Source organism: Anaerosporobacter mobilis DSM 15930, assembly GCF_900142955.1.
Taxonomy (GTDB): Bacteria; Bacillota; Clostridia; order Lachnospirales; family Lachnospiraceae; genus Anaerosporobacter; species Anaerosporobacter mobilis.
On the sequence record NZ_FRCP01000007.1, the window covers coordinates 13,206 to 38,583 of the forward strand.

30 protein-coding genes are annotated in these 25,378 nt (G+C 34.0%); 3 read left to right on the forward strand and 27 right to left on the reverse strand.

Translation table 11 applies throughout. The annotated features are described in order from the left end of the window. Positions 1-2: 2 nt before the first annotated feature. From BUB90_RS24530 to BUB90_RS04950, 4 genes are all read right to left on the reverse strand, one after another. A complete protein-coding gene (locus BUB90_RS24530; protein ID WP_330393749.1) occupies positions 3-917 on the reverse strand; it encodes a TRC40/GET3/ArsA family transport-energizing ATPase in 915 nt (304 codons plus the stop codon). Next, positions 901-1,260: an ArsR/SmtB family transcription factor gene (locus tag BUB90_RS04940; RefSeq protein WP_073283918.1), complete on the reverse strand. Its 360-nt coding sequence runs from the start codon at positions 1,258-1,260 to the stop codon at positions 901-903. The genes BUB90_RS24530 and BUB90_RS04940 overlap by 17 nt, the downstream gene beginning before the upstream one ends. A gap of 528 nt (positions 1,261-1,788) precedes the next feature. Further along, positions 1,789-2,748 carry a DUF4037 domain-containing protein gene (locus tag BUB90_RS04945; RefSeq protein WP_073283921.1) on the reverse strand — a complete coding sequence of 320 codons (960 nt, stop codon included), beginning with the start codon at positions 2,746-2,748 and terminating at the stop codon, positions 1,789-1,791. A 123-nt stretch (positions 2,749-2,871) separates the two neighbouring features. Further along, the gene (locus tag BUB90_RS04950; RefSeq protein WP_073283924.1) at positions 2,872-3,480 is read right to left on the reverse strand and encodes a hypothetical protein; all 609 of its coding nucleotides are present in this window, start codon (positions 3,478-3,480) and stop codon (positions 2,872-2,874) included. Between the two features lie 405 nt (positions 3,481-3,885). Between BUB90_RS04950 and BUB90_RS04955 the strand changes: the two genes are divergently transcribed. Further along, positions 3,886-4,245 (forward strand): YccF domain-containing protein, encoded by a 360-nt coding sequence (locus BUB90_RS04955; RefSeq protein WP_073283927.1) that lies wholly within the window; start codon positions 3,886-3,888, stop codon positions 4,243-4,245. A 260-nt stretch (positions 4,246-4,505) separates the two neighbouring features. Here BUB90_RS04955 and BUB90_RS04960 read toward each other — a convergent pair whose 3' ends face one another. The 5 genes from BUB90_RS04960 to BUB90_RS04980 all read right to left on the reverse strand — a co-directional run bounded on the left by BUB90_RS04960 (position 4,506) and on the right by BUB90_RS04980 (position 9,908). Beyond that, a complete protein-coding gene (locus BUB90_RS04960; RefSeq protein WP_073283931.1) occupies positions 4,506-5,042 on the reverse strand; it encodes a nitroreductase family protein in 537 nt (178 codons plus the stop codon). Between the two features lie 142 nt (positions 5,043-5,184). Beyond that, positions 5,185-5,604 carry an arsenate reductase/protein-tyrosine-phosphatase family protein gene (locus BUB90_RS04965; RefSeq protein WP_073283933.1) on the reverse strand — a complete coding sequence of 140 codons (420 nt, stop codon included), beginning with the start codon at positions 5,602-5,604 and terminating at the stop codon, positions 5,185-5,187. Between the two features lie 149 nt (positions 5,605-5,753). After that, the gene (locus BUB90_RS04970; RefSeq protein WP_073283936.1) at positions 5,754-6,506 is read right to left on the reverse strand and encodes a class I SAM-dependent methyltransferase; all 753 of its coding nucleotides are present in this window, start codon (positions 6,504-6,506) and stop codon (positions 5,754-5,756) included. Positions 6,507-6,916: 410 nt separating this feature from the next. After that, a complete protein-coding gene (locus BUB90_RS04975) occupies positions 6,917-8,314 on the reverse strand; it encodes a family 43 glycosylhydrolase (protein ID WP_073284878.1) in 1,398 nt (465 codons plus the stop codon). Positions 8,315-8,378: 64 nt separating this feature from the next. Next, complete coding sequence (locus BUB90_RS04980; RefSeq protein WP_073283940.1) at positions 8,379-9,908, reverse strand: GH39 family glycosyl hydrolase; 1,530 nt, start codon at positions 9,906-9,908, stop codon at positions 8,379-8,381. A 193-nt stretch (positions 9,909-10,101) separates the two neighbouring features. Here BUB90_RS04980 and BUB90_RS04985 point away from each other — a divergent pair, with 193 nt between their 5' ends. Continuing rightward, positions 10,102-10,932 (forward strand): helix-turn-helix transcriptional regulator, encoded by an 831-nt coding sequence (locus BUB90_RS04985; protein WP_073284881.1) that lies wholly within the window; start codon positions 10,102-10,104, stop codon positions 10,930-10,932. A gap of 210 nt (positions 10,933-11,142) precedes the next feature. On the opposite strand, the gene aac(6') is transcribed toward BUB90_RS04985, so the two are convergent. The 16 genes from aac(6') to BUB90_RS05070 all read right to left on the reverse strand — a co-directional run bounded on the left by aac(6') (position 11,143) and on the right by BUB90_RS05070 (position 21,990). Then, the gene (gene aac(6'), locus BUB90_RS04990; RefSeq protein WP_073283943.1) at positions 11,143-11,589 is read right to left on the reverse strand and encodes an aminoglycoside 6'-N-acetyltransferase; all 447 of its coding nucleotides are present in this window, start codon (positions 11,587-11,589) and stop codon (positions 11,143-11,145) included. A gap of 239 nt (positions 11,590-11,828) precedes the next feature. Then, positions 11,829-13,292, reverse strand: a complete 1,464-nt coding sequence (locus tag BUB90_RS04995) for an NADP-dependent glyceraldehyde-3-phosphate dehydrogenase (RefSeq protein WP_073283947.1) — start codon at positions 13,290-13,292, stop codon at positions 11,829-11,831. A gap of 296 nt (positions 13,293-13,588) precedes the next feature. Continuing rightward, positions 13,589-13,852 carry a putative signal transducing protein gene (locus BUB90_RS05000; protein ID WP_073283950.1) on the reverse strand — a complete coding sequence of 88 codons (264 nt, stop codon included), beginning with the start codon at positions 13,850-13,852 and terminating at the stop codon, positions 13,589-13,591. 152 nt (positions 13,853-14,004) lie between these two features. After that, complete coding sequence (locus tag BUB90_RS05005; protein ID WP_330393750.1) at positions 14,005-14,445, reverse strand: VOC family protein; 441 nt, start codon at positions 14,443-14,445, stop codon at positions 14,005-14,007. A gap of 70 nt (positions 14,446-14,515) precedes the next feature. Further along, the gene (locus BUB90_RS05010; protein ID WP_073283959.1) at positions 14,516-14,977 is read right to left on the reverse strand and encodes a DUF2798 domain-containing protein; all 462 of its coding nucleotides are present in this window, start codon (positions 14,975-14,977) and stop codon (positions 14,516-14,518) included. Between the two features lie 320 nt (positions 14,978-15,297). Further along, entirely contained in the window at positions 15,298-15,975 is a 678-nt protein-coding gene (locus BUB90_RS05015) for a flavodoxin family protein (RefSeq protein WP_073283962.1), read from the reverse strand. Positions 15,976-16,053: 78 nt separating this feature from the next. Next, the gene (locus BUB90_RS05020; RefSeq protein ID WP_278277263.1) at positions 16,054-16,293 is read right to left on the reverse strand and encodes a GNAT family N-acetyltransferase; all 240 of its coding nucleotides are present in this window, start codon (positions 16,291-16,293) and stop codon (positions 16,054-16,056) included. Between the two features lie 6 nt (positions 16,294-16,299). After that, entirely contained in the window at positions 16,300-16,863 is a 564-nt protein-coding gene (locus tag BUB90_RS05025) for a DUF3267 domain-containing protein (RefSeq protein ID WP_073283969.1), read from the reverse strand. Between the two features lie 88 nt (positions 16,864-16,951). Then, positions 16,952-17,194, reverse strand: coding sequence for a PHP domain-containing protein (locus BUB90_RS05030; protein WP_073283972.1), 243 nt, complete (start codon positions 17,192-17,194; stop codon positions 16,952-16,954). A gap of 83 nt (positions 17,195-17,277) precedes the next feature. Next, a complete protein-coding gene (locus tag BUB90_RS05035) occupies positions 17,278-17,751 on the reverse strand; it encodes a cupin domain-containing protein (protein ID WP_242952483.1) in 474 nt (157 codons plus the stop codon). A gap of 600 nt (positions 17,752-18,351) precedes the next feature. Next, a complete protein-coding gene (locus BUB90_RS05045; RefSeq protein ID WP_073283978.1) occupies positions 18,352-19,113 on the reverse strand; it encodes an ABC transporter permease in 762 nt (253 codons plus the stop codon). 2 nt (positions 19,114-19,115) lie between these two features. After that, positions 19,116-19,844, reverse strand: coding sequence for an ABC transporter ATP-binding protein (locus tag BUB90_RS05050; RefSeq protein ID WP_073283981.1), 729 nt, complete (start codon positions 19,842-19,844; stop codon positions 19,116-19,118). Positions 19,845-19,890: 46 nt separating this feature from the next. Then, positions 19,891-20,352: a DUF3021 domain-containing protein gene (locus BUB90_RS05055; protein WP_073283985.1), complete on the reverse strand. Its 462-nt coding sequence runs from the start codon at positions 20,350-20,352 to the stop codon at positions 19,891-19,893. 11 nt (positions 20,353-20,363) lie between these two features. Continuing rightward, positions 20,364-20,804, reverse strand: a complete 441-nt coding sequence (locus BUB90_RS05060) for a LytTR family DNA-binding domain-containing protein (RefSeq protein WP_073284888.1) — start codon at positions 20,802-20,804, stop codon at positions 20,364-20,366. A 110-nt stretch (positions 20,805-20,914) separates the two neighbouring features. Further along, positions 20,915-21,520: a radical SAM protein gene (locus tag BUB90_RS05065; protein WP_073283988.1), complete on the reverse strand. Its 606-nt coding sequence runs from the start codon at positions 21,518-21,520 to the stop codon at positions 20,915-20,917. Next, the gene (locus BUB90_RS05070) at positions 21,517-21,990 is read right to left on the reverse strand and encodes a hypothetical protein (RefSeq protein WP_073283992.1); all 474 of its coding nucleotides are present in this window, start codon (positions 21,988-21,990) and stop codon (positions 21,517-21,519) included. Before BUB90_RS05070 ends, BUB90_RS05065 begins: the two co-directional genes overlap by 4 nt. 252 nt (positions 21,991-22,242) lie before the next feature. Here BUB90_RS05070 and BUB90_RS05075 point away from each other — a divergent pair, with 252 nt between their 5' ends. After that, the gene (locus tag BUB90_RS05075) at positions 22,243-22,668 is read left to right on the forward strand and encodes a VOC family protein (protein WP_073283995.1); all 426 of its coding nucleotides are present in this window, start codon (positions 22,243-22,245) and stop codon (positions 22,666-22,668) included. 139 nt (positions 22,669-22,807) lie between these two features. Here BUB90_RS05075 and BUB90_RS05080 read toward each other — a convergent pair whose 3' ends face one another. Together BUB90_RS05080 and BUB90_RS05085 are read right to left on the reverse strand one after the other, a co-directional pair. Continuing rightward, positions 22,808-24,574 (reverse strand): 1-deoxy-D-xylulose-5-phosphate synthase, encoded by a 1,767-nt coding sequence (locus tag BUB90_RS05080; protein WP_242952484.1) that lies wholly within the window; start codon positions 24,572-24,574, stop codon positions 22,808-22,810. A 140-nt stretch (positions 24,575-24,714) separates the two neighbouring features. After that, positions 24,715-25,119 (reverse strand): MerR family transcriptional regulator, encoded by a 405-nt coding sequence (locus BUB90_RS05085; protein WP_073283998.1) that lies wholly within the window; start codon positions 25,117-25,119, stop codon positions 24,715-24,717. Positions 25,120-25,378 lie beyond the last annotated feature (259 nt).

A 25,378-nucleotide genomic window follows, 5' to 3' on the forward strand; every position in this document is an offset into this window, starting at 1 on the left:
GTTTATAAATTTGTTGTAGTACTTTGATCAGATGTAAATAAAGATCTTATGTTATCTATACCTGTTACGTTATAAGCTCGAAGAGGAATGAAATAGGTATCTAACTTATTAAGGTTATCTGGCATTTGAGCAAATGCTTTTTGTTGTTTTTGATAAAGACTTTCAGATAATGCATCATTAAAACTTGTTACTACACCATTTATTATGAGTATTTGATTTACAACGCCAAGGTCCATTAGCTCTTTTGAGGCACGTTCTGCTTCTTTTAATGGTCCATTATCAGGTCTTGCAACAAGAATTAGTGTTGTTAGGTTACTATCTGTTAATGTATCAACTGCCTTCTTATAAACAGCTTTCTTTTCACCTAATCCGGCAAGTTGACCAAGACAAGAAGCTCCATGCGTACTTTCACTAATGAATCCACTCCAAGCAGATGGTAATTGTAGCATTCTTAATGTATGACCTGTTGGAGCAGTATCAAATATAATATAGTCATATTCATTGCTAGCTGAATCATCTGTTATAAAATTTGAAAATTCATTAAAAGCTGCTATTTCGACCGTACAGGAACCAGAAAGCTGTTCTTCCATATTAGATATAACTTCTGCTGGTAAAACCCCTCTATAAGGAGCGATAACACTTTCTCGATATTCTGCGGCTGCACCAATTGGGTCTAAATTTGCCACGTATAAGTTTGGTACTTCTTTAATTGGTGTTCCCTTATTATCTAAATCTGTATGGAATACATCTTGCAGATTGGAAGCCGGATCAGTGCTAATTAGTAATACTTTATTTCCTTGATCAGCTAAGGAAACAGCTGTTGCACATGCTGTTGAAGTTTTACCAACGCCACCCTTTCCAGTATAAAATAAGTATTTTGTTAAGTTAACTTTACTTGGTTCAAATATTGTTTTCATCTAGAAGCTCCTCTATATTTTCGCAATTGCAATTTGTATTATTGCATTTCTTGCAGATACATTCCTCTTTTGGAGTAATAACACCCATTAAAAAATACATCATTTGATTTGCTCTTTCTAGATTCAGTCGATATCGCATCCAAGTACCATCTTTGCGTCCTACTACTAAACCGCAATCCATTAGATACTTCATATGATGTGATAGAGTCGGCTGTGTAAAATCAAACATTTTTAAAATATCACAGGCACATTGCTCACCACATGATAGGATATCTAAGATTTTCAATCTACTTGGATCAGCGATTGCCTTCATTAATTTAGAATTTTCTTCGTAGTAATTCATGATTACCTCCTTTAATTCTTATATATAGATTAATGTCTATATGATGCATTATATATATGAATATCTATATAGTCAATCTAAATCAGCTTATATTTGCGTACATATTATATCAATATATATATTTATCTATAATATATGCTCTATACTAAGTATAATTGCATATATATAAAACAAAATATTCAATAAAATCTACTTTTCTACCCCAAGACATACATTATCATCTATATATCATGTAATTTCAGGTTAGCGCTTGTACTCGAGTAAAAAGAAAAATACACCACTAAATGTCATAATACTTCAACATGTAATGGTGCATTTTTTTATATCTCTCAACAATATCACGATAATATTATTTTAAGAGTACTCTTATTTTATAGATTTAGCTTTCAAGATACTAAAATAAAAATATATACCCAAAGATTTCTTTCAATTGACATCGATGTTAAGGGACACAAATCTGGTAACATCAAGTGCAAAACCGTTAAAATGATGAATCAACACTTTTCCACCACCTCTCATTTAGAGGGATTACTCCCACAGACTCCAAACCCAAAATTGCTCTGGCGAATAACCGCTATCTACAGCATTCCTTTCCTTTTCTTTAATGAAATTCCGCCAGTCAGGTGTGTTCCAGGCAGAAAGCCGCTCTGCCCAAATCAGTTCCGTCTCAAGGTCATCGCTATATACATCGATTTCAGGAATAAGATTATTATTTTTTATATAGTTTTTATAAAATTCAATGATGGATTTTATTATTTTCACTCTTTCGTTCCAACTACTGGTAGACAATAACTTATCTATTTGGCTACGAAGTTCTGTTTTAGAAATGGATAAATTTCTAAACGCCCAGTCTAGATGTGTACGCCATGGATAATATTCATGTGAAACCAAAAAGGCAATGTGATAAATTCTCTCTATCATTAAGCCAAACAATATATTAGCTTCAGGAATATGATTTCGCTGAACATTTTTATTTAATTCAAAAAATTCTTCAACGTACAGCTCTTTTATATTGGTTATTAATGATTTTTTCCATAGCTGCTCTGGATATTTTGTTACATCAGTTTTCTCCCGTAAATGTGTTAATATTCCTTTTGAATTTAAAATTATAGTATTCTTCTGCATTGTAAATAAAGTTTCAAAAGATATATTTTCCCAAGGTAAATTATCATTATTAGATAGGAACTTATTGGCACTACCATCTAACAGCCAAGATACAGGATGGACACATAGAATCGAGCCTTCTCTCTTCCAGTTATTGGTTTTAGCAAGACAATCATTTAATAATAATTGTAATTGTTTACCTTGATTTTCCCATATTGCATCATCTAAATATATAGATGCTTCAATATCAGAAATCTCATCATCAATTCCTAATCCAACAGAGCCTAATATCATTATATCCATATCTGAAATAATATTAGGATAATTTGCTTGAATTAGTGGTATGATTATGTTTTCAAAATAATTCATTGCATTTTTTGACATTCTTACTCTCCCCATTATACCTATAAAACTTGTAAAAAATAAATTGCATTTTTGATCATCTAATTATATACCATATATATCCATTCTATACAAAATATATTAAGACAACCTAAAGCCTAAAAACTAAACTTCCACTACCGTTAATCTTAGCTTCAAAACAGAAAACTTGTTATTAGAGCAATAACCTGCATATGATTTTACACTTCCATCAGCTCTAAATGTAACACACAAATTACCATCATTAGAATCTACCCAAAGATATCTTTTTGTACCATTCTCGCTGGCACTAATTAAGTACCCTGGAGTTTTGAAAGCACTTACACATTCTTCATAAGTGTTCAGCTTGCCACTGTCAAGTTCATCGGCTGAGGAAAGATCGGTTTCACTATCGGCAAATTCAGCTCTATATTCATCCCCCGCAAAATTTCCGGAGAAATAAGAAACTAAACCACTTGTTGTGTCAATCCATACTTCTATTTCTAAATCCTGTCCATTTACCGTTATGTTGTAATAGTAAGAAGCTTTGTCAACTTTCGCAGGTTCACCCAAAATTGCATTAACATCACTTTCGGTCATACCTATTTCCAATTGGCTGAATTTAGCATAACCGTCACTTTTGACAGTCTCACTCTGTGAGTCATTTTTATCCTTGTTGCACGCCGCCAACGATAGAACTATCAGTAGCGTAAGAAGTAAAGCAAATAATCTTTTACATTTATTTTTCATAATCATATTAATTCCCCTCCTCAAGTTGCCTTGTTCAATTAGTTCTTTTTCCAAGTTTCTTGTAAACTAATAGCATTAAATCTTCTTTATTTTTATTACCTACAACAATTAACTTTATAGCCTCTGTTTATCCCCCTTACCCTAATTCATATTTTTATACTTTTTTAACAATAAATGATTGAATTAAATATACAAAATACCTGCATTTCCTCCTGCGATTAGTAATCGAATTATATACCTCCCCAATCATACATAATCTTATATTACATAATTATCCAGTATATGTCAACTAATGAGCAAATACCTTTAGTTCAATTGAAACTGCTATATTAATATTTTACTTCTCTATGAATATAAGAATTGGATCTACCTACAGCATATGATATAATAGCTAGTAAAAGGGGGAGTACTATGGGCTGTTTAGGTAATTTACTTTGGTTTATCTTTGGTGGATTTATTATGGGAATGAGTTGGTTTATTGCGGGTATTGTATGGTGTATTACAATTGTAGGGATACCGATTGGATTACAGTGTTTTAAGTTTGCTAGTCTATCATTTTTCCCATTTGGTAAAGAAGTTGTATATGGCGGAGGTGCTGGATCCGTATTATTGAATATCCTTTGGATTATATTTTCTGGTCTGCCTCTTGCAATAGAAGCTGTTGTTATTGGTGTAATCTTCTCTATTACTATTGTGGGAATTCCTTTTGGTCTACAATGCTTTAAGATTGCCAAACTAGCACTTATGCCATTTGGGTCAAGTGTGGTATAGATTTTCCTATTAAGGCTATGCTATCACCATTTACGAAAACGTATTATCTTGCTAGGGATGGAACTATTATTACTAATAATTATTATACGAGCCAGGCTGTTAACCTGGCTCGTATATTTAATATTCATCTATGTGATAGGGAGAAACTTAGGACTGTACTTTATAAAAGTACTCGGTTGTAGTCATAACCTCTATCATAACTTCTGTGTACAGATTTGATATAAAAGTTTACTCCCAAAAGTTACACTACCTCTAATCTTCTATTTCACTATCATATTGTACGATACTATGTCTTCAAGTGGTTTGCATTCAAAATGCCCAGGGAATGGTTTTGAATTCTCATCGGGATAACCCATAACAAGCAGAGCGACTGGCTCGATGTTGTCTGGAATTGAGAACTCCTCAATGATGGCTTCGGGAATAAAATGCATAACCCACGTCGTACCCACACCAAGTGAGTAAGCCTCAAGCATCATATGTGTTGTAACGATACTCGCGTCGACAACGCCGCTGGTCTTGCCATCATATTCTCGATGCCAACATTCATTCTTATCATAGCAGATAAGCATCGCGGAAGGAGCATTGAAGTGGCATTGTGTACACTTTCTAAGTTTGGCTATGCCTTCCTCATTATTAATTACTAAAACCCGTTGAGGTTGGCGGTTGCATGCGGTTGGTGCTAAGTGACCCGCTTTTAGTATTTTGTCTATAGTGTCTTGTTCAATAGCCTTGTCAGTAAACTTGCGAACCGAATATCGTTCCTCTACTAGTTTCAAAAAATCCGTATTTTTGTTCATTGAATACCTCCTCATTTGGTTTAACGCGAACTTTACTGTTCGCATCTTACTTGTAAAATTAGCAAAACAAAAGTAGGCTGACAACGGTATGTCACACTTCTTTGTATTGTTTTAATATTTCATTATAATTCAAATCAGGTGGTTAACTTAATCTAGCCTTTAATTCTATTATCTTACTTTCAATTATTTCAATTATGTTAATAAATTCTTCATCACTTTTACCACTAGGATCATCTAATCCCCAGTCTTCTCGATACTTACAAGGTAACATTGGACAATTCACATTACATCCCATCGTGATAACAACATCTGGACTAGGAATATCGTCAATTAATTTATTATGTTGCGATTTTTCCATGTCAACACCATATAATTGCTTTATAAGTCTTACGGCATCTGGATTAATATGGTCTTTTAGATGTGTACCAGCAGAATAACTATCAAACACATCACTAGCAAAGAGCTTTCCAAGGGCCTCTACCATTTGACTTCTACACGAATTGTGCACACATACGAACGCAGCCTTTGGTTTTTTATTATCATCTAATATAATTTTATTCATTATTGTAGTAATTCCTTCCTAATTAGCTTTTATCTATAATATATCATAAATTAACAACAGACAACTAGCTTATAATGTTGTAACAAAACCACATTCAACTGCTATTTGCTTTAAGCTAGTTGATTAAATTCATAGTAAAACCCCATCCATCAAGGTTTTTTCGCAATATACAGTGCAATTGTATCATTAATTGTAATTTTGTTACCTACTTCCATTATTGCTTCCCGAATTCCATTGTAAAATCTTGATTTAAAGGGTTCCTGCAAAGTTATATGTTCAATATGCGTACTAATCCACGAAATATATTCATCTGCATTAAGGACTCTAACTTTTTTCCATTCAAGATAACTATAATCAACAAAACCGTAATTTACTACATTGTCATAATTCAGTTTACAAGTGTATTTTGTTTCAACCTGGAAGTGCTTTTTATATATCTGATCAATTTTGTCATACAACTCTTCGTTCGCACTTTTTTCATCGGAGAGCGTCATAAACATCGCTAATGTGCCTCCTTGTTTTAAAAGATCGTATGTCCTTGAAAAACCGATTTCTTCCGGTACCCACTGAATTGTAGTTGCTGAGAATATTAAATCAAATTTTTGCTCTCCAAAATCATGAGTTTCAAAGTCATCGTTTACGATGTGAAAATTACTATATGGGTTAAATTTTCTCTTCATAAATTCTGTAAAATGCTCTCCCAGTTCTATACCAAGATAATTACAACCTGTTTTAAGGAATGGTTCGGTGGCTTGACCAGTTCCTGGTCCGATTTCAAGTATGGATTTATTTAAATCGAGTTTTGCAATCTCAATAATTTCAGTAAATAGTTCATCACAATAACGTAGCCTCCATTTTTCAAATTGTTCTGGAATTGTATCAAAAGTTTTTCTAAAATCCATGTTTAATCACCCCGCAAATATAAATAATCTGCTCCTTTACTTTTAAGATTTAATTGGTTTATTGTATCACAATGCTATTATAATTATAAGGTAAAACAATTTCCTTATTAAACAAGATTATAGAATCTTTGTTATGGGCATCATCAAAGCTATTAGCCCTCACCTTATGTACACAGATCAGCAGAAGGGAAAGCTTATGCTTTCCCTCATTATTAATACATTTTCCACTTACTTCCTTTTGTGATAATTAAACTATATCAAGTTACTTCATTTACATCAAGCTAAAAATAAAGATTGGTTGTTATTGCATACAACTTGAACTATCTAATTAAATATACATTTCTAAGATATTATCAATTTCAGATTTCTCAAAACTAGTAACTCTCAATGTAATAACAAAAGAAATAACATTAAGCAAATGTAAAGGATAGCAGACTAGCATTTCCATCCCCACGATAGGTCAGATAAATTGCTTGCTTTCCGTTTGGCAGTTTCAGGGGAGCAGTATACTCCTCCCACACATTTGAATACTCCACCTTCAGGGTGGAAAGTACGTCACCATCCCAAGCATTTTTCACCTCAAATACGCCACTTGCATATCCTCTTACCTTAATACTAATTTCCGTTACATTTTCACAGTCAAAATATTTATAACCTGCTGTAGCGGTATTCTGAATATTCGTAATATATCCTGGCTCCTCATCTCCATCCCTACCATCTTGGATAATCCTAGGGAATCGGTTATCACCCACATAGATAGAAGGAATATCACGAAACAGATTGCAAGCAATATAGGCAGGATACTCACCTTTTCCTTCCAATGGTCTACCATTAAGACCGCAGGAAGTAATCTCCACCTGTGGGATTCTTCCATCGGGTAATACCGTCAGTTTCTCTGCACACCCCTGTCTACTATACCATGTACCATTAGTCTGACGATGATAAAATATGTACCAAACATCTTGTATTTTAACTATACTACCGTGATTATTCCCTCCATAAGCCATTGGCTGTTCAGCAGGTTTATAAGTGTCTATATGTAAATCACAATTACTTATCAGCACGCCACCATACACAAAACCCTTTGTTGGGTTATTGCTAGTTGCATAACAAAGCTCATGCATCACAATAGAAGAATAAACAAAATAGTAGGTATCTCCTATTTTACGGATAGATGGAGCTTCAAAAAACTCATGCCCCTCAAAGCCACTATCTGCACTGTATTCACAACCCGGAGCAACAATTACTGGTGCCTCCAGAATAGTCAGCATATCTGCTCCTAAAACGGTTGCCATAGCTCCATGGCGGGATTTATCACCTCTAGAACAAAAACCCGTGTACAGATAGGTTATATCTCCCTCTGTCAATACACCAGGATCAAACTGAGGCTCATCTCCCTCCTTTTCACCCAGACGAGTTCCGTCTTCATAGTGCACATATCCATAAAATTCATATTGCCCCGCTGGAGTATCGCATACAGCTACGGACACAATGGATACATGATCAAGTACGTAATACAGATAATACCTGCCATCCGGTCCTACTGTAACATCTGGTGCATACAGGCACATCTTACCATCTTTATTTAGTGGGTCTGTGATTTTAGGATAAATCACACCCTCATACCTCCAATCAGCCGGATTATCTACTGGTGCAGACCAGCATACATAATCCCCAAGGCAAAATACATGACCATTATACAAGTCATGAGATCCATATACATAGACTCTGTCTCCAAAAACATATGGCTCTCCGTCAGGAATATACTCCCATGATGGTAAATATGGGTTATAAGATTGTTTTTTCATAATCATTTTCTCTACTTTCTATTATTAATTCATTCTAATTCTTATAACCTTATTAATCACAATTTTAGCTCTGCATAATTCGATTATAGTCATAACCTCTGTCAGCGTTTCTATGTACAGGTTTGAGTTCGAAGTAAACTACTGCATTTTCAGGAAGGTTTATTCGAAAACATGCCAGACTATCTTTAGAGAATATGCTGTTAGTCTGTACAAATGGCTGTGCAACGTCCTGTAAAACAGCAATCTGTGCTTTAGTTAGATTTGCAGGTTCACCTAGATCGTGCCAGACTTTCAGAGGATTACAAGTAGACTCATCTACACGTTTTGTAAGAAGACATAATTCGTTAGTTTCTGTCTTGCACTCATAGTTAAGAGTTATAGTATCGTCCAATCGTTTACATGTCCTGTTCCAAGCAACACCACGGTATTCACCAGTTTCCATGCGCATAATTACAGTATTGTCGTCTCGATAAACACAGTAGCCTTCTAGTTCCTTCAGTTTTTTAAAGAATGCAAAGGTCCAAAAAGTAGGTTTCGGGATGCAGCCGTTTGCAACTAGCCCAAACCCTCCGTGGAAAGGAGTAAATGGTACACCCTGTTCCTCGAATACATCTCCAAAGGTCCAATACGAGTAGGATTCGTTGTCATCACCTAGACGCGATAGCTGATGGGCAATATATGCTGCATTTTGGTTGGTATCATGCAATGGACAATTAGGTATGTAAGATGTATTAAACTCTGTTATGTGAATAGGCAATCCATTGTACTGTGGAAAACTGTCAACGATTTCACGGGTACTATGTAGATTAGAAAAGCCTTCTTCTGGATCCATCAAATCGGCGTAACCATAGTGTCCCTCATATTTTGGAAAATCTGTAGTATAGTGATGTCTTGTTACGAAATCTACTGGTATTTTCTGTTCTTCGCAAAACTCCATAAACCCCTGAATCCAAGGTTTATCGCTGCCTCCACAAACAGCAGGACCTCCAACTTTAAAGCGACTATCGACTTCCTTGATTGCCACAAATGACTCCTTAAACAATGTAAAGTATTCTAGCATATCGGCATTTTCCCAAAATCCATTTAGATTTGGTTCATTCCACACTTCAATTGGCCAGGTAACCACCTCATCTGCCCCATAGCGTTCCATCAGATGACGCAAAAGAGTCTGTATCATGTGCTTCCATGCTTCATAGGATTTAGGTGGCGTGGTATTTCCCTTCCAGTAGAAAATAGTCTGTTCACCCCTAGCCATCTTCTGTGGCATAAATCCTAACTCCAGAAATGGTGCTAATCCCATACTTCGATAACTATCCATAACACGGTCTAAGTAAGTAAAATTATATTCTGCATGGACTTTCCCCTCTACTGTATATTCTTGATAAATAGCCATATCATCACAAAACAATCCATGTCCACGAATATGTTTGAAACCAATTAATTCCTGTACTAGACGAAGTTGTTCTTGATACTCCTGTTGCAATGCCAACCCCATTCGTCCTGTACCAATACAATAATCAACTTGATTGTGAAATTCTACTCTTTCATCTCCGCGTATTTTGATACTTTTGCTTCTTGTCTGTTCTTGTCCCATTCTTTTAAATACCTCTCTTTGCCCCAAATTGTTCTTTTCATAACAATAGACAACGATCTATTTTGAGTGGATTAAATTGGAAGCGTTGTCCAGCGTCAACATGTTTATATTATATTGGATTGACCTATATGCAACAATGATTTATACTTATGGAAAATTGATGTATTCTCACATGAAAGGAGTAACATATCAGATGAATGAAATCCAGTTTATGGGCTACAGTGCTAAACATACCGAAGATTTTGAATACGAGTTTTCTGAAAATCATGACTTCTATTTATTTATTTTAACAAATACTCCTGCTTACTTTCTTATCGATGGGACTCTCCATGAATATCCAGCACATTCTGCAATTCTATATGCTCCAGGACAGAAAATCTATTACCGTGCTTGTGGCACGGAATATCGCAATGATTGGTTGCGTTTTATAACAGATGAAACTTTTGTGACAAAATTTCCTGTACTGGGAGTTCCATTTACAGTTGGTGATCCTGAGTACTGCCATAATCTGATCAAGCTGTTAACTTGGGAATCTTCCTTTACATCATTGAACAGTGAAATAATTATATCTAATCTCCTACGAGTTCTATTCTTAAAGTTAAACGAGGATTCTACTCGACATGAGCCTACAATTCACGCAGGTAGTCTCCTTAATTTACGCAAGCAAATATATAATAGCCCGCAGCTTGCCTGGAATATCAGCCATATGGCCGAAAGACTCCATTTAAGTACGGGCTATCTTCAACTTCTGTATAAAAACATGTTTGGTATATCTTGTATGGAGGATGTTATTGAAGGTCGAATCCGAATGGCTAAGGATCAGTTGATGTATACGGTAAAAACTATTGGTGAAATCTCCGAATACTGCGGCTACAATAACGTCGAACATTTTTGCAGACAGTTTCGACAGGTGTGTGGCTGCACTCCTAACCAATTTCGTCGTGCAATCTCTCCAGCGCCTTTAACAAACGAAAAACCCTTTCATCAAACAATTGCCGGCATAGATGCTCATAGTTTAGATTAACTATTGACATGGTTCTTATCAAAATCTATAATTTTCATTTGAATCCTCCATTCAAATGTGGAGGGTTTATTTTACGTGAACCCTCCTTACACGTCCTTTGTTAGTAGCATGTATTATGCACTTTACCACCAACTATCTCATTAAGAGAAATCTACACGATTAGTTGTATTACAAGCAGATCACTTATTAGACTAACCAATCTACTATACGTCACAATGATAATTTCTTAGTAAAGCAAATTATCCGATTTACTTCATCAAAACCTATTCTTAAATGGAATTTCAAACTTGTTTCATTAGAGAGTTCACAATCACTAGCAAATTCTTCACACCCTTTTTCCTTAGCCCAGTTTTCACATTCTTTGCATAACAACTTAGCTATACCTTGTTTTCTGTATTCTTGTTCTACATAGATACCTTCGAGATATCCTACAGGACTTGAGCACGTTCCTTCCACATAATCCTTTCTTAATCTACATTGTGCTACTGCTACAGGAAGTTCATCGAAATACGCCAAAAAAATTGAGGACTCATCAGAAGCTATATCCTCTTCAAACTCTTGTTGTAGTTCCTCAAGATTATGATCTTCCCACATACGAATAAATAACTCCGTTACAATTTTACTTTCACTTAAAATGGCTTTATGTATCTTAATCATTTTACGTTTCTCCTTCTCTTACTGTTACTTTGCAACAACTTCCTCATCAAATGAATCATTTGGTGTTTCAAAATATTGTTATAATAAAGCAATCATTTAGAACTACCAAGAAATATATATGGATTAATTAATAATATAAATCGTAATTGAAAATCTTTAAATAAAAAGTCTTTCGTCCTCGGCAATTTACCAAGGAGACGAAAGACTTTCTCTTTAAGCTGTAAAATCTCACTCAATTATCAAATATGCAAATTAACAATCGTTGCTTTTGGTCTTGACATAGATTCAATCGAATACTTAATACCTTGTGTTCCCATACCAGACGATTTAACACCTAGGAAAGGGAAGTGATCTGGTCCGCGCTCTGTTTTGTTATTGATTTGAACAGTACCTACATCTAAACTATCTGCTATATAGAAGGCATCGTTAATATTCTGTGTAAATACGGAACTTTGTAGACCATATTCAGACGCATTTGCAATCTCAATGGCTTCTTCTTTACTAGCAACTCGGATAACTGGTACAACGGGGCCAAATGGTTCCTCCCAAGCTAATCTCATATCTCTAGTAACATGATCAAACAGTGTTGGCTCAATAAGGTTACCTTCGCGGTTACCACCAAGTACTAGAGAAGCTCCTTTATCTTTTGCATCTGCAATAAGTTCCATAACAAAATCAGCTGCTTTGCTACTAATTAATGGAACAACATCTAATTGATCGTGCTCTAACGGATTGCCTATTTTTAATTGGCTTATTTTTTCTTTAAGCATTGCAATAAGTTCATCCGCAACACTATCCATTACGATAATTCTCTTTACAGCGGTACATCTTTGGCCTGAATAAGAATATGCTCCAGCAACTATTTGAGTAGCTGTCATTTCTAAATCTGCATCCTCCAAAACGATTGCTGCGTCTTTACCACCTAACTCCATAAGTAGTGGAACCATTTTCGTAATACCAGATATTCTTTGACCAACTTCTGTACTACCTGTAAAGTTAATAAAATTGATATCTTTGTGGGTCGTTATATAATCGCCAATCTCGCTACCTTTACCTGTAACAGTGTTAAGAACTCCATCGGGAACTCCAGCCATTTGGAAAATACGTGCCAAATATAAACCACTTAAACTTCCTTGGGTTGCAGGCTTTAGGACAACGGTATTACCAATGATAAGAGCAGGTGCGATTTTAGATGCAGCTAAGTTGACAGGATAATTGAATGGTGAAATTGCAAGGATCACACCTAGCGGTTCTCTTTTTACAACAGAAACTTTATTATTCTTAAATCCTGGGAAACTATCACCTGGAATACTTTCTCCTGATACACTCTTTCCACTATCAGCAGAGAAACGAATAAAATCTGCTGTTCTTGAAATTTCAGAATGAGCACTTTTGATATCCTTACCGATTTCCAACATCATTAACTCGGCTAATTCGTCTGTATGTTTAATAAGGAGATCTGCTGCCTTATATAGAATTTCTGCTCTTTCATTTACAGATATATGTTTCCATTTTTTTTGAGCCTCTTTTGCCGATGCAATTGTCTTATCAACTTCAGCGGAAGTCATTGCTGGTACACTTCCTACTAGACGCTGATCTAGTGGTGAGTAGATATCAATAAATTTGTTACTTTCGCTTGTTTCCCAAACACCGTTATTTAGATTTTTATACTTATTCTCTGAATTTTTTATTATTTCAAACATATTATACCTCCAATCTGTATGTAATTAATTATGTGCATATACAGTTTATTACTCTTGCATAATAACACAAAGTCTATACGGACACAATAGTGAATTGTCAGTAACTATTGTAAGAAGTCGCATAGTATACCATATGTATTAATATGTTTCTATCTAGAAAATAAGTACACATATTAAGTATTCTGTTGTCAAGTAATTAATAAAAAAAAGAAGTTACCTCATAAGATAACTCCTTATTAGCATCACCGTACTGATTGTATTGTAACATACTTTGATTGATTTTATACTAAATAACTCTATAAACTTTTCTTAACAATTGATAATGCTTCGTTATAATCGTCCTTATGAACATATATTTTATATTCATATTCGAGTGAAAGATTTTCACCAAATGTTCCCGTTCTTCCTATTGAAGCTGCCGTAAAAGGAGAAGGACTTTTTTGATTACGTGTTTTTATTAAATATTTTATATTATTGCCTGCTAATAAATTACGTAGTTCTGCCTGTTTTACAAGATCATAGGTTATAATTAATTCCTTCCTGTTGAATATAGTAATCACTTACAAAACCTCCTTTCATACCAATCTTTTCTTAATAATATACCATAAATTATCATCTACCAATATGCAGTTTTTATCATCATGTATTTTTTAGTTAGTTCTAGAGTAAAACATGAGTAGTCGAATCTCCTATGTAATTGGTGTTTATATAACTACTTATTAAAACTTCTCAGATACACGATATTTCTGTCTGGATCGTAGAAGCTCATATTGATTGTCCCCCAAGGACGAGCTGTTGGTTTCTCTATAATGTCTACTCCCAGTTTAACTAGTTTATCATATTCCTTATTAATATCATCAACAGTAAATGCTAGACTTATATTTTGATTGGTATTATTTTTTACTGATCCATCATTATACACAGTGAGCATCGTTTCTTCTGATATAATTGTTTGATGAATACCATCATTACTTCCATTCTCGGTTTCCAATAAAGTTTTATAAAAATTCGCGAGTTCAATTACATTGTTCGTTAATAGGCTTACTTCACCAATCCGCATCCAAACACCTCCATTTAATTCATTGTATCCCATATAATTACATATATCAATATCTACTACCCTTCTATTTTGTTTGAACCAAAATATAGTCATTGAATTAATCTTAGCGTCTAATACTTATGCTTTTATACCCGACCAAAACTCGGTCGGGAAACTAATCTCCTTATTTTTCTGTAAACATGTGTCTGAAAAGTAATCTGACAAATGGACCTGCAAAAAAAATCTGCCAGCACAATGCCATTGGAAAATTCAATACAGTTGTCTGAATCCAATTAGCAAGTAACTGTGAATTAAAACCTTTAAACAACACAGTAGCAACTAAACTCATCATTGGGCACATAAGACATACAGTCATAGAGGAAATTGCAAGAATTATATAAATCATCTTATCCTTACCTGGTGTCACCAGCCGAAAAGCAAGTTTTTTCGCCAATGGCCCTGCAACGAGCATCTCTAATATAAAACCAACGATACCCATAAGGATTAATTCACCAAATGCTAGTACAAATACCTCATTCGTTACCCCTCCCTTGTCAATTGAAATATTGTATACCACCATAGCATACACCATTACGATTACCATCATAATCGTAAATACAACATCCTGTAATTTTGTCTTTGGCATTCCTATAATCCTCCATCTCTTTTGGCATCAAAAAAAAGTGAGACTACGCCTTGTAATAACTTTCATTACGATTATAAGCGTATAATCTCACTACCATTTTCATCTGCTGCCGATATTTAATTTTCTATTACCTAATATATTATAAGTATAAAAAAATCTGTGTGTAAGTGTTTTTTTATTTTTCTACAAATTTGTCGATTATTCTATGATATAAGTATAATTTATAAGCAAATCATACAATTCTATAAATTTTTATAGAGATATGATTTTTATATACGGAGAAAAATAGGTAATACTCTGACAGAAGTATCTCCTTCCATTTAGCTTTTAGTCACTTGATAAGTTCTCCATTTATCTATAACTCCCTTATAGTTCTCTCCTTTTCTCTTCACAAATGGTTTAATGCCAACTGTAAAAATTATTTTATGGATAATCGTTTGAAACAAATACTTTCTTTTTGTCTGGAAATCACCATATATCTTTTCTGAAAGTTCACAAATCTGCCTTGTTACTTTACTAGTTTCATTTGGTTCTTTGTTGAATGGAAGATTACATACAATTTTTCCAATCACTCTTGCACCAGAATATTTTAATAGTTTAATTATAATTTTACTAGTATCACTACTTCCATAGTTTTCTCCAGTAGCTATACTAACTGCATATTTACCATGTAACAGTTGTTCAATTACAAAATGTCCTCTATCAATAAACAGTTTTAATTGTCCAGATACATTACTTGCATAAGTGGGTGAACCAATAACTAACCCATCTGCTAATGCTATTCTATTTGATAATTTTTCCGCATCGTCATTCATATAGCAATGCCCAGTTTTATAACATAAACAACAACCATTACAAGGGGTTATTTCTAAATCACTAATATTCACAAATTCAACATAAACATTTGCTTTGCCAAGTAACTGTTGTTCCATTGTATGTAGAATTCTGGCTGTAGCACCATTTTTTCGTGGGCTACCGTTAATAATAACTATATTCATAGCCTTATCCTTTCAATTCGATTTGTCATTCTTGTTACAATTGAAGTTATCACTCATTTGTAGATAAACATAAGTTGTTCAGTTCTTTATTAAGGCATAGACAGTTGAATTAAGAAACACTCCTTCTTTTAATATGCTTTCTCTTAATAAACCTTCATAATAAAATCCTGCTTTTAGTAATACTCTTTGTGAAGCCTTATTATGTTCAAACGGTCTTGCCCATATTCTATGCAAATCAAAACTTTCAAATAGATTTTGTGTAAATATCCTTAATACATGTGGCATTACACCCTTACCTCTATATTTAGCACTCTCTATATTCTTCTAAATTGGAAGATACCAATAGGACTGCATTAGATGATAATAAGTTTTTGCACCTTTTGGCATTTGCTTAATTGCATTTATAACATTGTAATAACCCCCTACACCACTTGCTATATATACTAATCCAAACAAACCAAAGAAGGTGTATTGTGGTAAAAAAACAAAAAGAATAAAAGGTATAACCCCTAATATAAAAATTGGCAGTAGATTCATCATAATAAAGCGGGATTTACTCATAGATTCTGTTCCATGTACAAAAAGAGAGAGTTTTTTCTTATTTATATAAATGGTGACATCCTCTTTAAAACATAGTGCACGTATAAGTTCCCGTGGAAATATCGCAAGTATAGAATATAATAGTCCTAGTTCCATGTCTAGTCCTAGATTTTTTGCATGGATTACAATATATGGACATAGTAAAATAATAAGAATAGAGCCTCTAGTTAATATAAATTTACGCATTTCTTTAACATCAAATTCTATAAAGGGTATTGCTCCAGGCACATGTTCTTTATATGGTAGTGTAGTTGGATCTCCATTGTAACTTTTAATATGTAATTTCAAAACGATTCTCCTTAGTTCACTGATCTAGAATTTGTTTTTTGAGACAATATTAGCTCAATATTATTAAGTACCTCAATAGATGTATTCATTAAGCCAATATATGTATATTCGTGCTACAATACATAGCATCTAATTCTACACCCGGTATACAGGTAAATCCTTTCGGTTTATTGAGTCTCATAAGTTCTCTTGAACCATTTAATTCATTGTGATCCGTAATAGCTATTATATCGATTTTCCTAGTCAAGGCTATATCGATTATATCTTGTGGCGTTAACGTTCCATCAGAATAGTAAGAATGTATATGTAAATCAGCATACCTAGTAGTCATTCTGCTTCCTCCTAGTAAGTTCTTTGATCATACAAATCAATTGCTATCACTGATACAGATGCAATAGATCATAGTTTTATGTATTATTCTCCCTCATAATAATCATATGTAGAGTTGTTCTTATAAAAAGCGGGATCTTGGTTATGTTTTATAATACCTATTTTATTCGAATCAGGGTAATGAATTATATCAGGTGAATTCGTCGTATCAACATCAAGATATTTAAGCATGGTATCCTTGGAGGTATTTGTTATTTTATGTACTCCATGTTTACCAGGTGGGCAAACAATCGTATCACCAGCTTTAAGGGCGATTGATCCATCTTCTGTTCTTAGAATACCATTACCTTCTATTATGTAAAAGACTTCTGTATTTTCTTCATGATAATGGTATGGATAATTGCTTTTTTGTGGTGGAATTTCGTAGAATGCTACATAGCATTGATTAATCTCAGAACTTGGTGTTACTTTCTTCTTGTAGTATTCATAAGGGTCGTGAATATGTTTATGAGTAGGAGTTATTTCGTTTTCGTTTATAACTATAATTTTGTCGATCATATTAATTCGCCTCCGTGAAATCAAAATTAATAAACATACTTAATTTTGTTGTGACTGATCCATCTTCATTTTGAACGTAACAAACTCTTTATAACCGGAGTAGATTTCAATTGGGATATAGAGTAGAGCTATTATTAGCAGCGGAAAGAAGGGATTATCTATACCACTAATTTTAATATATAAGATAAAGCATACTAAGTAATAACACACGCGATATCTTATGTAACTAAAATATTTAGTTGGAATAAAATTCTCCTTTTTCTCTACGAAACACATGACACTTATCCAGAATATAAAAATTAGAGACATTAGCATACTAAAGAAGTAATGATTCATTCTAAAAATGTTCATTATCAGACCTACAATAGGAATAGATAGAACAATAAAGGAATTGAAGATTCCTTGAAGAGCTAATTGTTTTTTAAAGATTTTCTCCTTATAAATTTTTGCTATATCTCTATAGTCATGCAAATCCATTGTTAATACTCCCCTCTAATAATCGCATAATACCTTCCCTAATATATTACAACTATTCTATCTTAAAATCCATAATATTACAACACAATACATTCTGAAATTAGGATTAAAAAACGGAATTACTTAACTCACATCACTTTGCATCTTTTTCTTAAAGATTAATACTGCCAATAGATAAATAACAACTGCATATACAACTATAATAATGAATGGTTTTAATAAATCACTGTAATCACCACGCAATGCCATTCTTGCAGCAGTTACCCCATGATAAAAAGGAAGCACCTTGCACACCTTAGCTAAAGCCCCACCGATACCATCGACATCCATCCAGATACCGCCTAACATACAAGATGCTGTAATAATAATGGAACAGATACCTGGCGCTGCCTTTTCATTTAATAAGGTTGCAAAAAAAAGTCCAAATCCAATGAACAATAACGCGGAAGGAATAAGTACTAACATACAAAGGATTATATTAAGTATACTAAAGCTATAACCATGTATGCCTCCAATTATCACTGCTGCTAGGAAGGTGAATATGGATTGTAGGATTGCAATAATAACTACGGGATACGTGTATCCGATTATGAACTCTCTTGATTTAATAGGTGCCGCGTATAGGCGTATCAAGAAGGCGGTAGATCGATCTTTTGATACTTGCAAACAAGTAAATAACATTACAAAGGTTAAGCCGAATACTGCAATGCCAGGAGCAAGGTTCTGAATCTGAAATATATCCATATTGGCTTCATTCGGAATACTTTGATTAATAATAGACATAAGAATTAACATAAGTAACGGAAATCCGAGACAAAAGATGTAACTTAACGGATCTCTGACAATCTCTGTAAACGTTCTTTTTCCAAACACAACACTATTCATCTCTACACCTCTCCTTCAGCGATTGCTATGAAAGCAGCTTCTAATGTATCTTTCTCAGTCAACTCTTTTAATTGTGCTACCGTACCACAAGCTTTAACTTCACCATCAACCATAACAGCTACTTGATCCGATAAACTCTCCGCTTCTTCCATATAGTGAGTTGTTAATACAATGGTTACTTTTTCTTTTAAGTCTCTTATAATATTCCAGAGTCCTTTCCTTGCAAGTACATCAAGGCCTAGCGTTGGTTCATCAAGGAATAATACTTTGGGCTCACTTATCAGTGCCATAGCAATACTAAGTCTTCTTTGCCAACCACCAGATAAAGTTTTAGCTTTACTCCTTCGTATCTCTTCAAGAGAAAACTGTTTTATAATTTGCTCTACTTTTTCCTTAGCCTCTTGTTTTGACATACCATAGATTCTAGCCATAAACAATAAGTTTTCTTCTACCGTTAGGTTAGGAGCCACGGCTGTTTCTTGAGTAGATATATTACTAATGGCCTTTACCTCATCTAATTCGGTTACAATACTATGTCCACATATATAGGCATCGCCACTTGATGGCTTTGATAACCCAGTTAACATGCGTATGGTAGTTGTTTTGCCTGCTCCATTTACTCCAAGTAAAGAGAATAGAGATCCTTCTTCTACTTCGAAAGTACTATCTTTAACTGCTATTTTGTTACCAAATTCTTTTCGTAAATTCTTTACTACTATTGCACTATTCATAAAACCCTCCTTACTGCACGAGGCAAATAGCCTATGTGCAAGTACATCAATCATTTCGCAATTCTTCTAGCTTTTTATTAATTTGATTAATTGAATCTTTGCAATTACGATATTGGATTATCCAAGTAATAACGTAAGAAACTAGGTAACTTGTAACAATTGTTATGAAAGACAAACTATCTTTCCCTAGATCCCAACATAGAATGGATACGGGAATCCATACCATTGCAGTTAAAATAAAATAAATAATACTTTGCAGGAGTAAACTAATACGTTCAAATTCCATAATGATTGACCAAAACCCAAAGGCTGCACTTGATATACCAATTAATATCGTTTGAACGAGTAAAGCCATTGTTCCAGAAGAAAATCTAGTAGCAAAATCCGGTAAAATAGGAATAAAATCTGGTTTATTTACTGCTACCATAATAATGACGCTTAATATCACATTGATTGCTATTGCATATAAAAAACTATTAATACCTCTTACTATCCCTTTTTTCAACATATCCTATCACCTCAAATTCCCAATGCTTTCTTAATCTTCGTTACATAACGACGAGAAACATAAACTTCCCTACCACAATCAAGATACATACGAATTGTACCTGCTAAACTTGTATCCATACGTTTTATCTTTTTAATATTAACGATTTCAGAATTTGAAACTCGTATAAAGCGACTTTCATCAAGTTCTTGTTCCAATTCATACAACCTCTGATGTAATCGATAGATACCATTAACGGTAGCTGCATAAACCTTAAGGTCTTGCGTATAGATATGTATAATATCGGCACTAGATAAGATAGAAACCTTATCTCCATCATAAGCTGTTATCCCAGCGTTTACTGCTGATTCAACTGTGTGATATATTTTCTTTACTTCTTTGGTATTCTCTTTGGCACAAATAAGTATTTGTGTATCTTCGTATTTCTTATCAATTATTAGTTTGATTTTCATGTTTACACCCATGCTTTCTGAGACTGTCTATAGTATAGTTCTCCGAATACAAAAATAAAACAGGAAATCGATAAGTGGTCGTTTTCCTGTTATAAGTGGTTTCGGTCCTTTTATTTTATGTACGTAAATGGTACAATTATCTCCTCATTGATTCCAAATCCCTTCAGTTTACATATAGAGTCTTGTTGTGAGTTTTCGTCAGCATATCCCGGTATGATAGGAACTTTAATGGCGTAGCTATTAAAAGGAACCCATTGTTTTATTAACTTTAGATTTGTTATGACTTGATCATTGTTTTCACCAGTATATTCTTTATATATTTGCGGATCCATTGATTTAATATCTATGATAAACGAAAAATTCTTTTGAATTAATGGTTCTAGATAATTCGTTGGTATGTTGAGGGAAGTTTCGATGGTTAAATTCCATTCACTTGGACATAAACTTGCAAATCGTAATAAATTCTTCCATTGCAAAAGGGGTTCCCCACCTCCGAATGTGATTCCCCCATTGGTATAGAGAAAATAACTATGGTCGATGGAAAGTTGTCCAATCAAATCTTCTTCGCTTATAGTCTTTATCAAATCATCCCTTTGCAATAGTTCATTATTAATACAGTATGCGCAAGATAACGGGCAACCTGGTAGTGCTACTAACGAGGTAATACCAACTCCATCAATATTAATACGATGCCGATTGATCCAATGAATTTTCATGGTTTCACGTAATCTCTAAAGTAAATTGTAGAAGAATTACTATTTGTATCACATTCTTGATCGACAGGTGGTGTCTGCTCCTCATCTTCATCAGTCCACGCAACATCACCATTTAGCTGATTATTATTATCAATGTTTTCATCTATAACTGCCTCTCCACCTAGTTCCAAGTTATCATTACTGTTTAATGTACAAGAAGACATTGTTAGTGTGGTAGCCACAAGTAATCCCGCCACCATAGTTTTTTGCTTCCATGTATTACCTTTATGTTGTTGCTTCTTAATAGTATCGTTCAGTAGTTTCTCTTCTGCTTGACACTTAGGACAAGTTCCACTACAATACCCATTATTTTGACATTCAGTTTGATTTAATGATATGCCAAGTTCATCTGCCATATTTTTTCTTATATCTTTTAACTGTTTGCAACGTGCCTTGTTTAATGAATCTTGTTGTTCTAGAGATTTTCTCATGATTACTACCTCACTTCATATTTTTTTAGGTTATTCCCTTTTCATCAATTAGACGATTTTGCTTGTAGCAAGGTTCCAAAGATTAACTAATTATTTGTTAAAATACTAAAATTCACAAATTAAACTGGATCACTATTTAGTATCTACATAATTTTACCATATAGTGTTATGAATTTTCAATATTCTTCCTATGCTTTTTTGTTTTTGTGTAGTATAATAGAGAAAATAGAAATTTATGGAGGTGTTCGTGTTATGGATGATGAACTGAAAATCAAAATGTACTCATTTACGCTGGATTGTATAGATGCACTTGATTTAGCAAAATTCTATGCGGCGTTACTCAATTGGGAAATAGGATTTAGTAATGAAGAATGGGCATGTGTATGCGCTCCGGGAACAGGTCAGGGTACGTATCCTGGTATATTGTTTCAACAAAATCCAGAGTATAAATCACCTGTGTGGCCAGAAGAGCCTGAAGCTCAACAACAAATGGCACATCTAGACTTCGCTGTTAATGATTTAGAAAAAGCAGTTCGATATGCAATCCAGTGCGGAGCTACAATTGCAGATGAGCAATTTTCTGATAATTGGAGAGTTATGTTTGACCCTGCAGGACACCCTTTTTGCTTATGTCAAATGAAAGATATATTCGCGAGTGCCCACTTTGGTTTATTATAAATATCAGAATAAACCAAAATAGAAGTCTAGTTCGTGAACAGTCTTAGAGGTAGGAATTATACTCCTACCTCTACTTCATATACATACTACACTTCTATTATTATTTCTGTTTCTATTTCTATTTCTATTACAATGTTAATTATTCTTTAAATAAAATACTCTTTATATCGTCTACTATCATATTTTCCTTTAAGTGATAGCGTTCGTATAGTTCATTCATGCTAATACGATCGGTAAATTCCTTAGTTGCACCAAAGTTTAATACCTTCATATCCGTATCACCATAGAATCTAGTGATTTTCTCACCAAAGCCCCCATCAAGAATTCCATCTTCTAGTGTAATAACTAACCTATGATTATCTAATAAGCTTGTTAATAAACTACGATCTATTCCCGTTATATACCTTGGGTTGATTAAGGTAGCTTGAATTCCTGTTTGTTCTCTTAACATATGTTGAACTTTTTCTCCAAGTTGATAGAAGGAACCTAAGCCGATTATTGCAATCTCACTACCATCAATTGTTTTTTGATATACATTAATATTGTCAAAATCACAAGTTAACTGTTCTCCAGTGGATATCACATTCATATTAGGTACACGAATCGCAACTGGTCGTTTGGTTTGATTCATACCCCATTCTGTCATAGCCAATAATTCTTCTTTGGATGTAGGTGCAAGATATACAATGTTAGGGATATTAGAGATTAGGGGAATATCAAATATTCCAAGATGAGTTACATCACCTCCAGAAATACCGCCCCAGTGCACCATAATTAATGCAGGATTGTTATTGATCGCTAGATCTTGGGATAATTGATCATAAGTTCTTTGAATAAACGAGCTTATTAAGGATAAAACTGGTTTCCCACCTCGTGATGCAATACCTGAAGCTAATGCTACAGCATGCTCTTCTGCTATTCCAACATCTACATATTGGTCCTTTAGATCAGTTTCCTTTCTGAAGTAGTTAAAGCCTACTGGACCTGGTGTAGCTGCAGTAATTACAACAACTTCTTTATCCTCTTTAGCTTTATGAACGAAAAATTTTCCTAAGATATCTTCATAACTTTCAACTATTTCTTCCATAAATGGTTTCTTAGTTTCTAGATCAAATGGCATTGTCCAGTGAAAAGTTTCTTTTTGTTCTTCCGCGTCTTGATAGCCTTTACCTTTAATCGTATGCATATGCACCACTACCGGATGGTCAATATCTTTTACTGTTTTGAATATGTTTATTAAAGCTTCTACGTTATTCCCTTCCTCAACATAATAATAATCAAATCCTAGTGCTTTAAAGAAATTATTCTCTGCTTTTCCATTCGTTTCTCTTAACAACTTAAGATTCTTGTATAAACCACCGTGATTTTCGGCGATAGACATATCATTGTCGTTGACTAAAACAATAAAATTATTGCCTAGTTCCACAGCATTATTTAACCCTTCATATGCTTCTCCCCCACTTAAAGAACCATCACCAATCACTGCGATGATATTCTCTTTCACTCCTTTTAAGTTTCTAGATTTTGCCAATCCGCATGCCAAACTTACAGAAGTTGAAGTGTGTCCTATCGTGAAGAAATCGTGTTCACTTTCTTCAGGAGCTGTAAATCCTGTTACAGAACCGTATTTATCTGGATTAGTAAATGCTTCTTTTCTTCCTGTGAGAATCTTATGGACATAGGATTGATGGGATACATCAAACACAATTTTGTCAACAGGTGAATTGAATACATAATGTAATGCGATTGTAGCTTCCACCATACCTAAGTTAGGCCCGAAGTGACCGCCAGTAGTACTGATTTTATGAATTAATACATCTCTTATATCAGTGGATAGCGAGGTTAACTCCTCTATTGTTAAATTTTTCAAATCCTTTGGATTGGTTACTTTATTTAATATATTCATACTTAAATCCATGCACATTACATACTATATAGACGAAGTCTATGGTATGATTTTCCTTTTCTCGATTGAGAGATGGCGATGCATGGCTCCTTTCATAGATTTTATAATTCTTACAACCAATTTCATTTTCCACAACAATATTATTTTATTGAACAAGAATCTGAAAAATGAATTTCTTCTGTATCAGCTGCAATAGCCGTCTCATAATAAGATATCTTATGTTCTATAGTATCAAGCAATTGATTTAGCTCCTGCATTTGCTTATGAACAGCAGCTTTTCTATCTAAGAATAGCTGTAATCGTTCTTCCAAGGTATTATCACCTTCCGCACATAAATCCATGTATCTTTTGATGTCTTTAATCGATAACCCTGAGTTCTTAAGACATGTAATAATACCCAATGACTTGAAATCGTCCTCTTTAAAAACTCTTGTACCATTTGGTTTCTTATCAACAAAAGGAAGTAGTCCTTCTTTATCATAATAACGAAGTGTGGGGACCGTAACTCCCATTCTTTCTGCAGCTTGTTTAATTGTATATGTCATAGAAAACTCCTTTCAAACTAAGTACTTAATTCAACCGGTGTTACTATAATAAAACCTAAAGTTAACTTTAGGTCAATACTTTTATGTAAAGTTTTTAAAATTTCTTATAAAAAAAGCATTTTAATTATATCCACAGAACTTCTTGTAGCAAAACTGTGCGTAACGCATGAGCGTATAAATTCCAACTGTAAAAAATACAGGAGATACTACCTTTCAAGAAGTACCTCCTGTTATAATGGGAGCATATTACATTTTACCG

Excerpts from the sequence above, each read along its gene's own strand:
- BUB90_RS24530 (WP_330393749.1), bottom strand. The coding sequence starts at position 917 with ATGAAAACAATATTTGAACCAAGTAAAGTTAACTTAACAAAATACTTA.
- BUB90_RS04940 (WP_073283918.1), bottom strand. The coding sequence starts at position 1,260 with ATGAATTACTACGAAGAAAATTCTAAATTAATGAAGGCAATCGCTGAT.
- BUB90_RS04945 (WP_073283921.1), bottom strand. The coding sequence starts at position 2,748 with ATGTCAAAAAATGCAATGAATTATTTTGAAAACATAATCATACCACTA.
- BUB90_RS04950 (WP_073283924.1), bottom strand. The coding sequence starts at position 3,480 with ATGATTATGAAAAATAAATGTAAAAGATTATTTGCTTTACTTCTTACG.
- BUB90_RS04955 (WP_073283927.1), top strand. The coding sequence starts at position 3,886 with ATGGGCTGTTTAGGTAATTTACTTTGGTTTATCTTTGGTGGATTTATT.
- BUB90_RS04960 (WP_073283931.1), bottom strand. The coding sequence starts at position 5,042 with ATGAACAAAAATACGGATTTTTTGAAACTAGTAGAGGAACGATATTCG.
- BUB90_RS04965 (WP_073283933.1), bottom strand. The coding sequence starts at position 5,604 with ATGAATAAAATTATATTAGATGATAATAAAAAACCAAAGGCTGCGTTC.
- BUB90_RS04970 (WP_073283936.1), bottom strand. The coding sequence starts at position 6,506 with ATGGATTTTAGAAAAACTTTTGATACAATTCCAGAACAATTTGAAAAA.
- BUB90_RS04975 (WP_073284878.1), bottom strand. The coding sequence starts at position 8,314 with ATGAAAAAACAATCTTATAACCCATATTTACCATCATGGGAGTATATT.
- BUB90_RS04980 (WP_073283940.1), bottom strand. The coding sequence starts at position 9,908 with ATGGGACAAGAACAGACAAGAAGCAAAAGTATCAAAATACGCGGAGAT.
- BUB90_RS04985 (WP_073284881.1), top strand. The coding sequence starts at position 10,102 with ATGAATGAAATCCAGTTTATGGGCTACAGTGCTAAACATACCGAAGAT.
- BUB90_RS04995 (WP_073283947.1), bottom strand. The coding sequence starts at position 13,292 with ATGTTTGAAATAATAAAAAATTCAGAGAATAAGTATAAAAATCTAAAT.
- BUB90_RS05005 (WP_330393750.1), bottom strand. The coding sequence starts at position 14,445 with ATGACTATATTTTGGTTCAAACAAAATAGAAGGGTAGTAGATATTGAT.
- BUB90_RS05010 (WP_073283959.1), bottom strand. The coding sequence starts at position 14,977 with ATGCCAAAGACAAAATTACAGGATGTTGTATTTACGATTATGATGGTA.
- BUB90_RS05015 (WP_073283962.1), bottom strand. The coding sequence starts at position 15,975 with ATGAATATAGTTATTATTAACGGTAGCCCACGAAAAAATGGTGCTACA.
- BUB90_RS05030 (WP_073283972.1), bottom strand. The coding sequence starts at position 17,194 with ATGACTACTAGGTATGCTGATTTACATATACATTCTTACTATTCTGAT.
- BUB90_RS05035 (WP_242952483.1), bottom strand. The coding sequence starts at position 17,751 with ATGATCGACAAAATTATAGTTATAAACGAAAACGAAATAACTCCTACT.
- BUB90_RS05045 (WP_073283978.1), bottom strand. The coding sequence starts at position 19,113 with ATGAATAGTGTTGTGTTTGGAAAAAGAACGTTTACAGAGATTGTCAGA.
- BUB90_RS05050 (WP_073283981.1), bottom strand. The coding sequence starts at position 19,844 with ATGAATAGTGCAATAGTAGTAAAGAATTTACGAAAAGAATTTGGTAAC.
- BUB90_RS05055 (WP_073283985.1), bottom strand. The coding sequence starts at position 20,352 with ATGTTGAAAAAAGGGATAGTAAGAGGTATTAATAGTTTTTTATATGCA.
- BUB90_RS05060 (WP_073284888.1), bottom strand. The coding sequence starts at position 20,804 with ATGAAAATCAAACTAATAATTGATAAGAAATACGAAGATACACAAATA.
- BUB90_RS05065 (WP_073283988.1), bottom strand. The coding sequence starts at position 21,520 with ATGAAAATTCATTGGATCAATCGGCATCGTATTAATATTGATGGAGTT.
- BUB90_RS05070 (WP_073283992.1), bottom strand. The coding sequence starts at position 21,990 with ATGAGAAAATCTCTAGAACAACAAGATTCATTAAACAAGGCACGTTGC.
- BUB90_RS05075 (WP_073283995.1), top strand. The coding sequence starts at position 22,243 with ATGGATGATGAACTGAAAATCAAAATGTACTCATTTACGCTGGATTGT.
- BUB90_RS05080 (WP_242952484.1), bottom strand. The coding sequence starts at position 24,574 with ATGAATATATTAAATAAAGTAACCAATCCAAAGGATTTGAAAAATTTA.
- BUB90_RS05085 (WP_073283998.1), bottom strand. The coding sequence starts at position 25,119 with ATGACATATACAATTAAACAAGCTGCAGAAAGAATGGGAGTTACGGTC.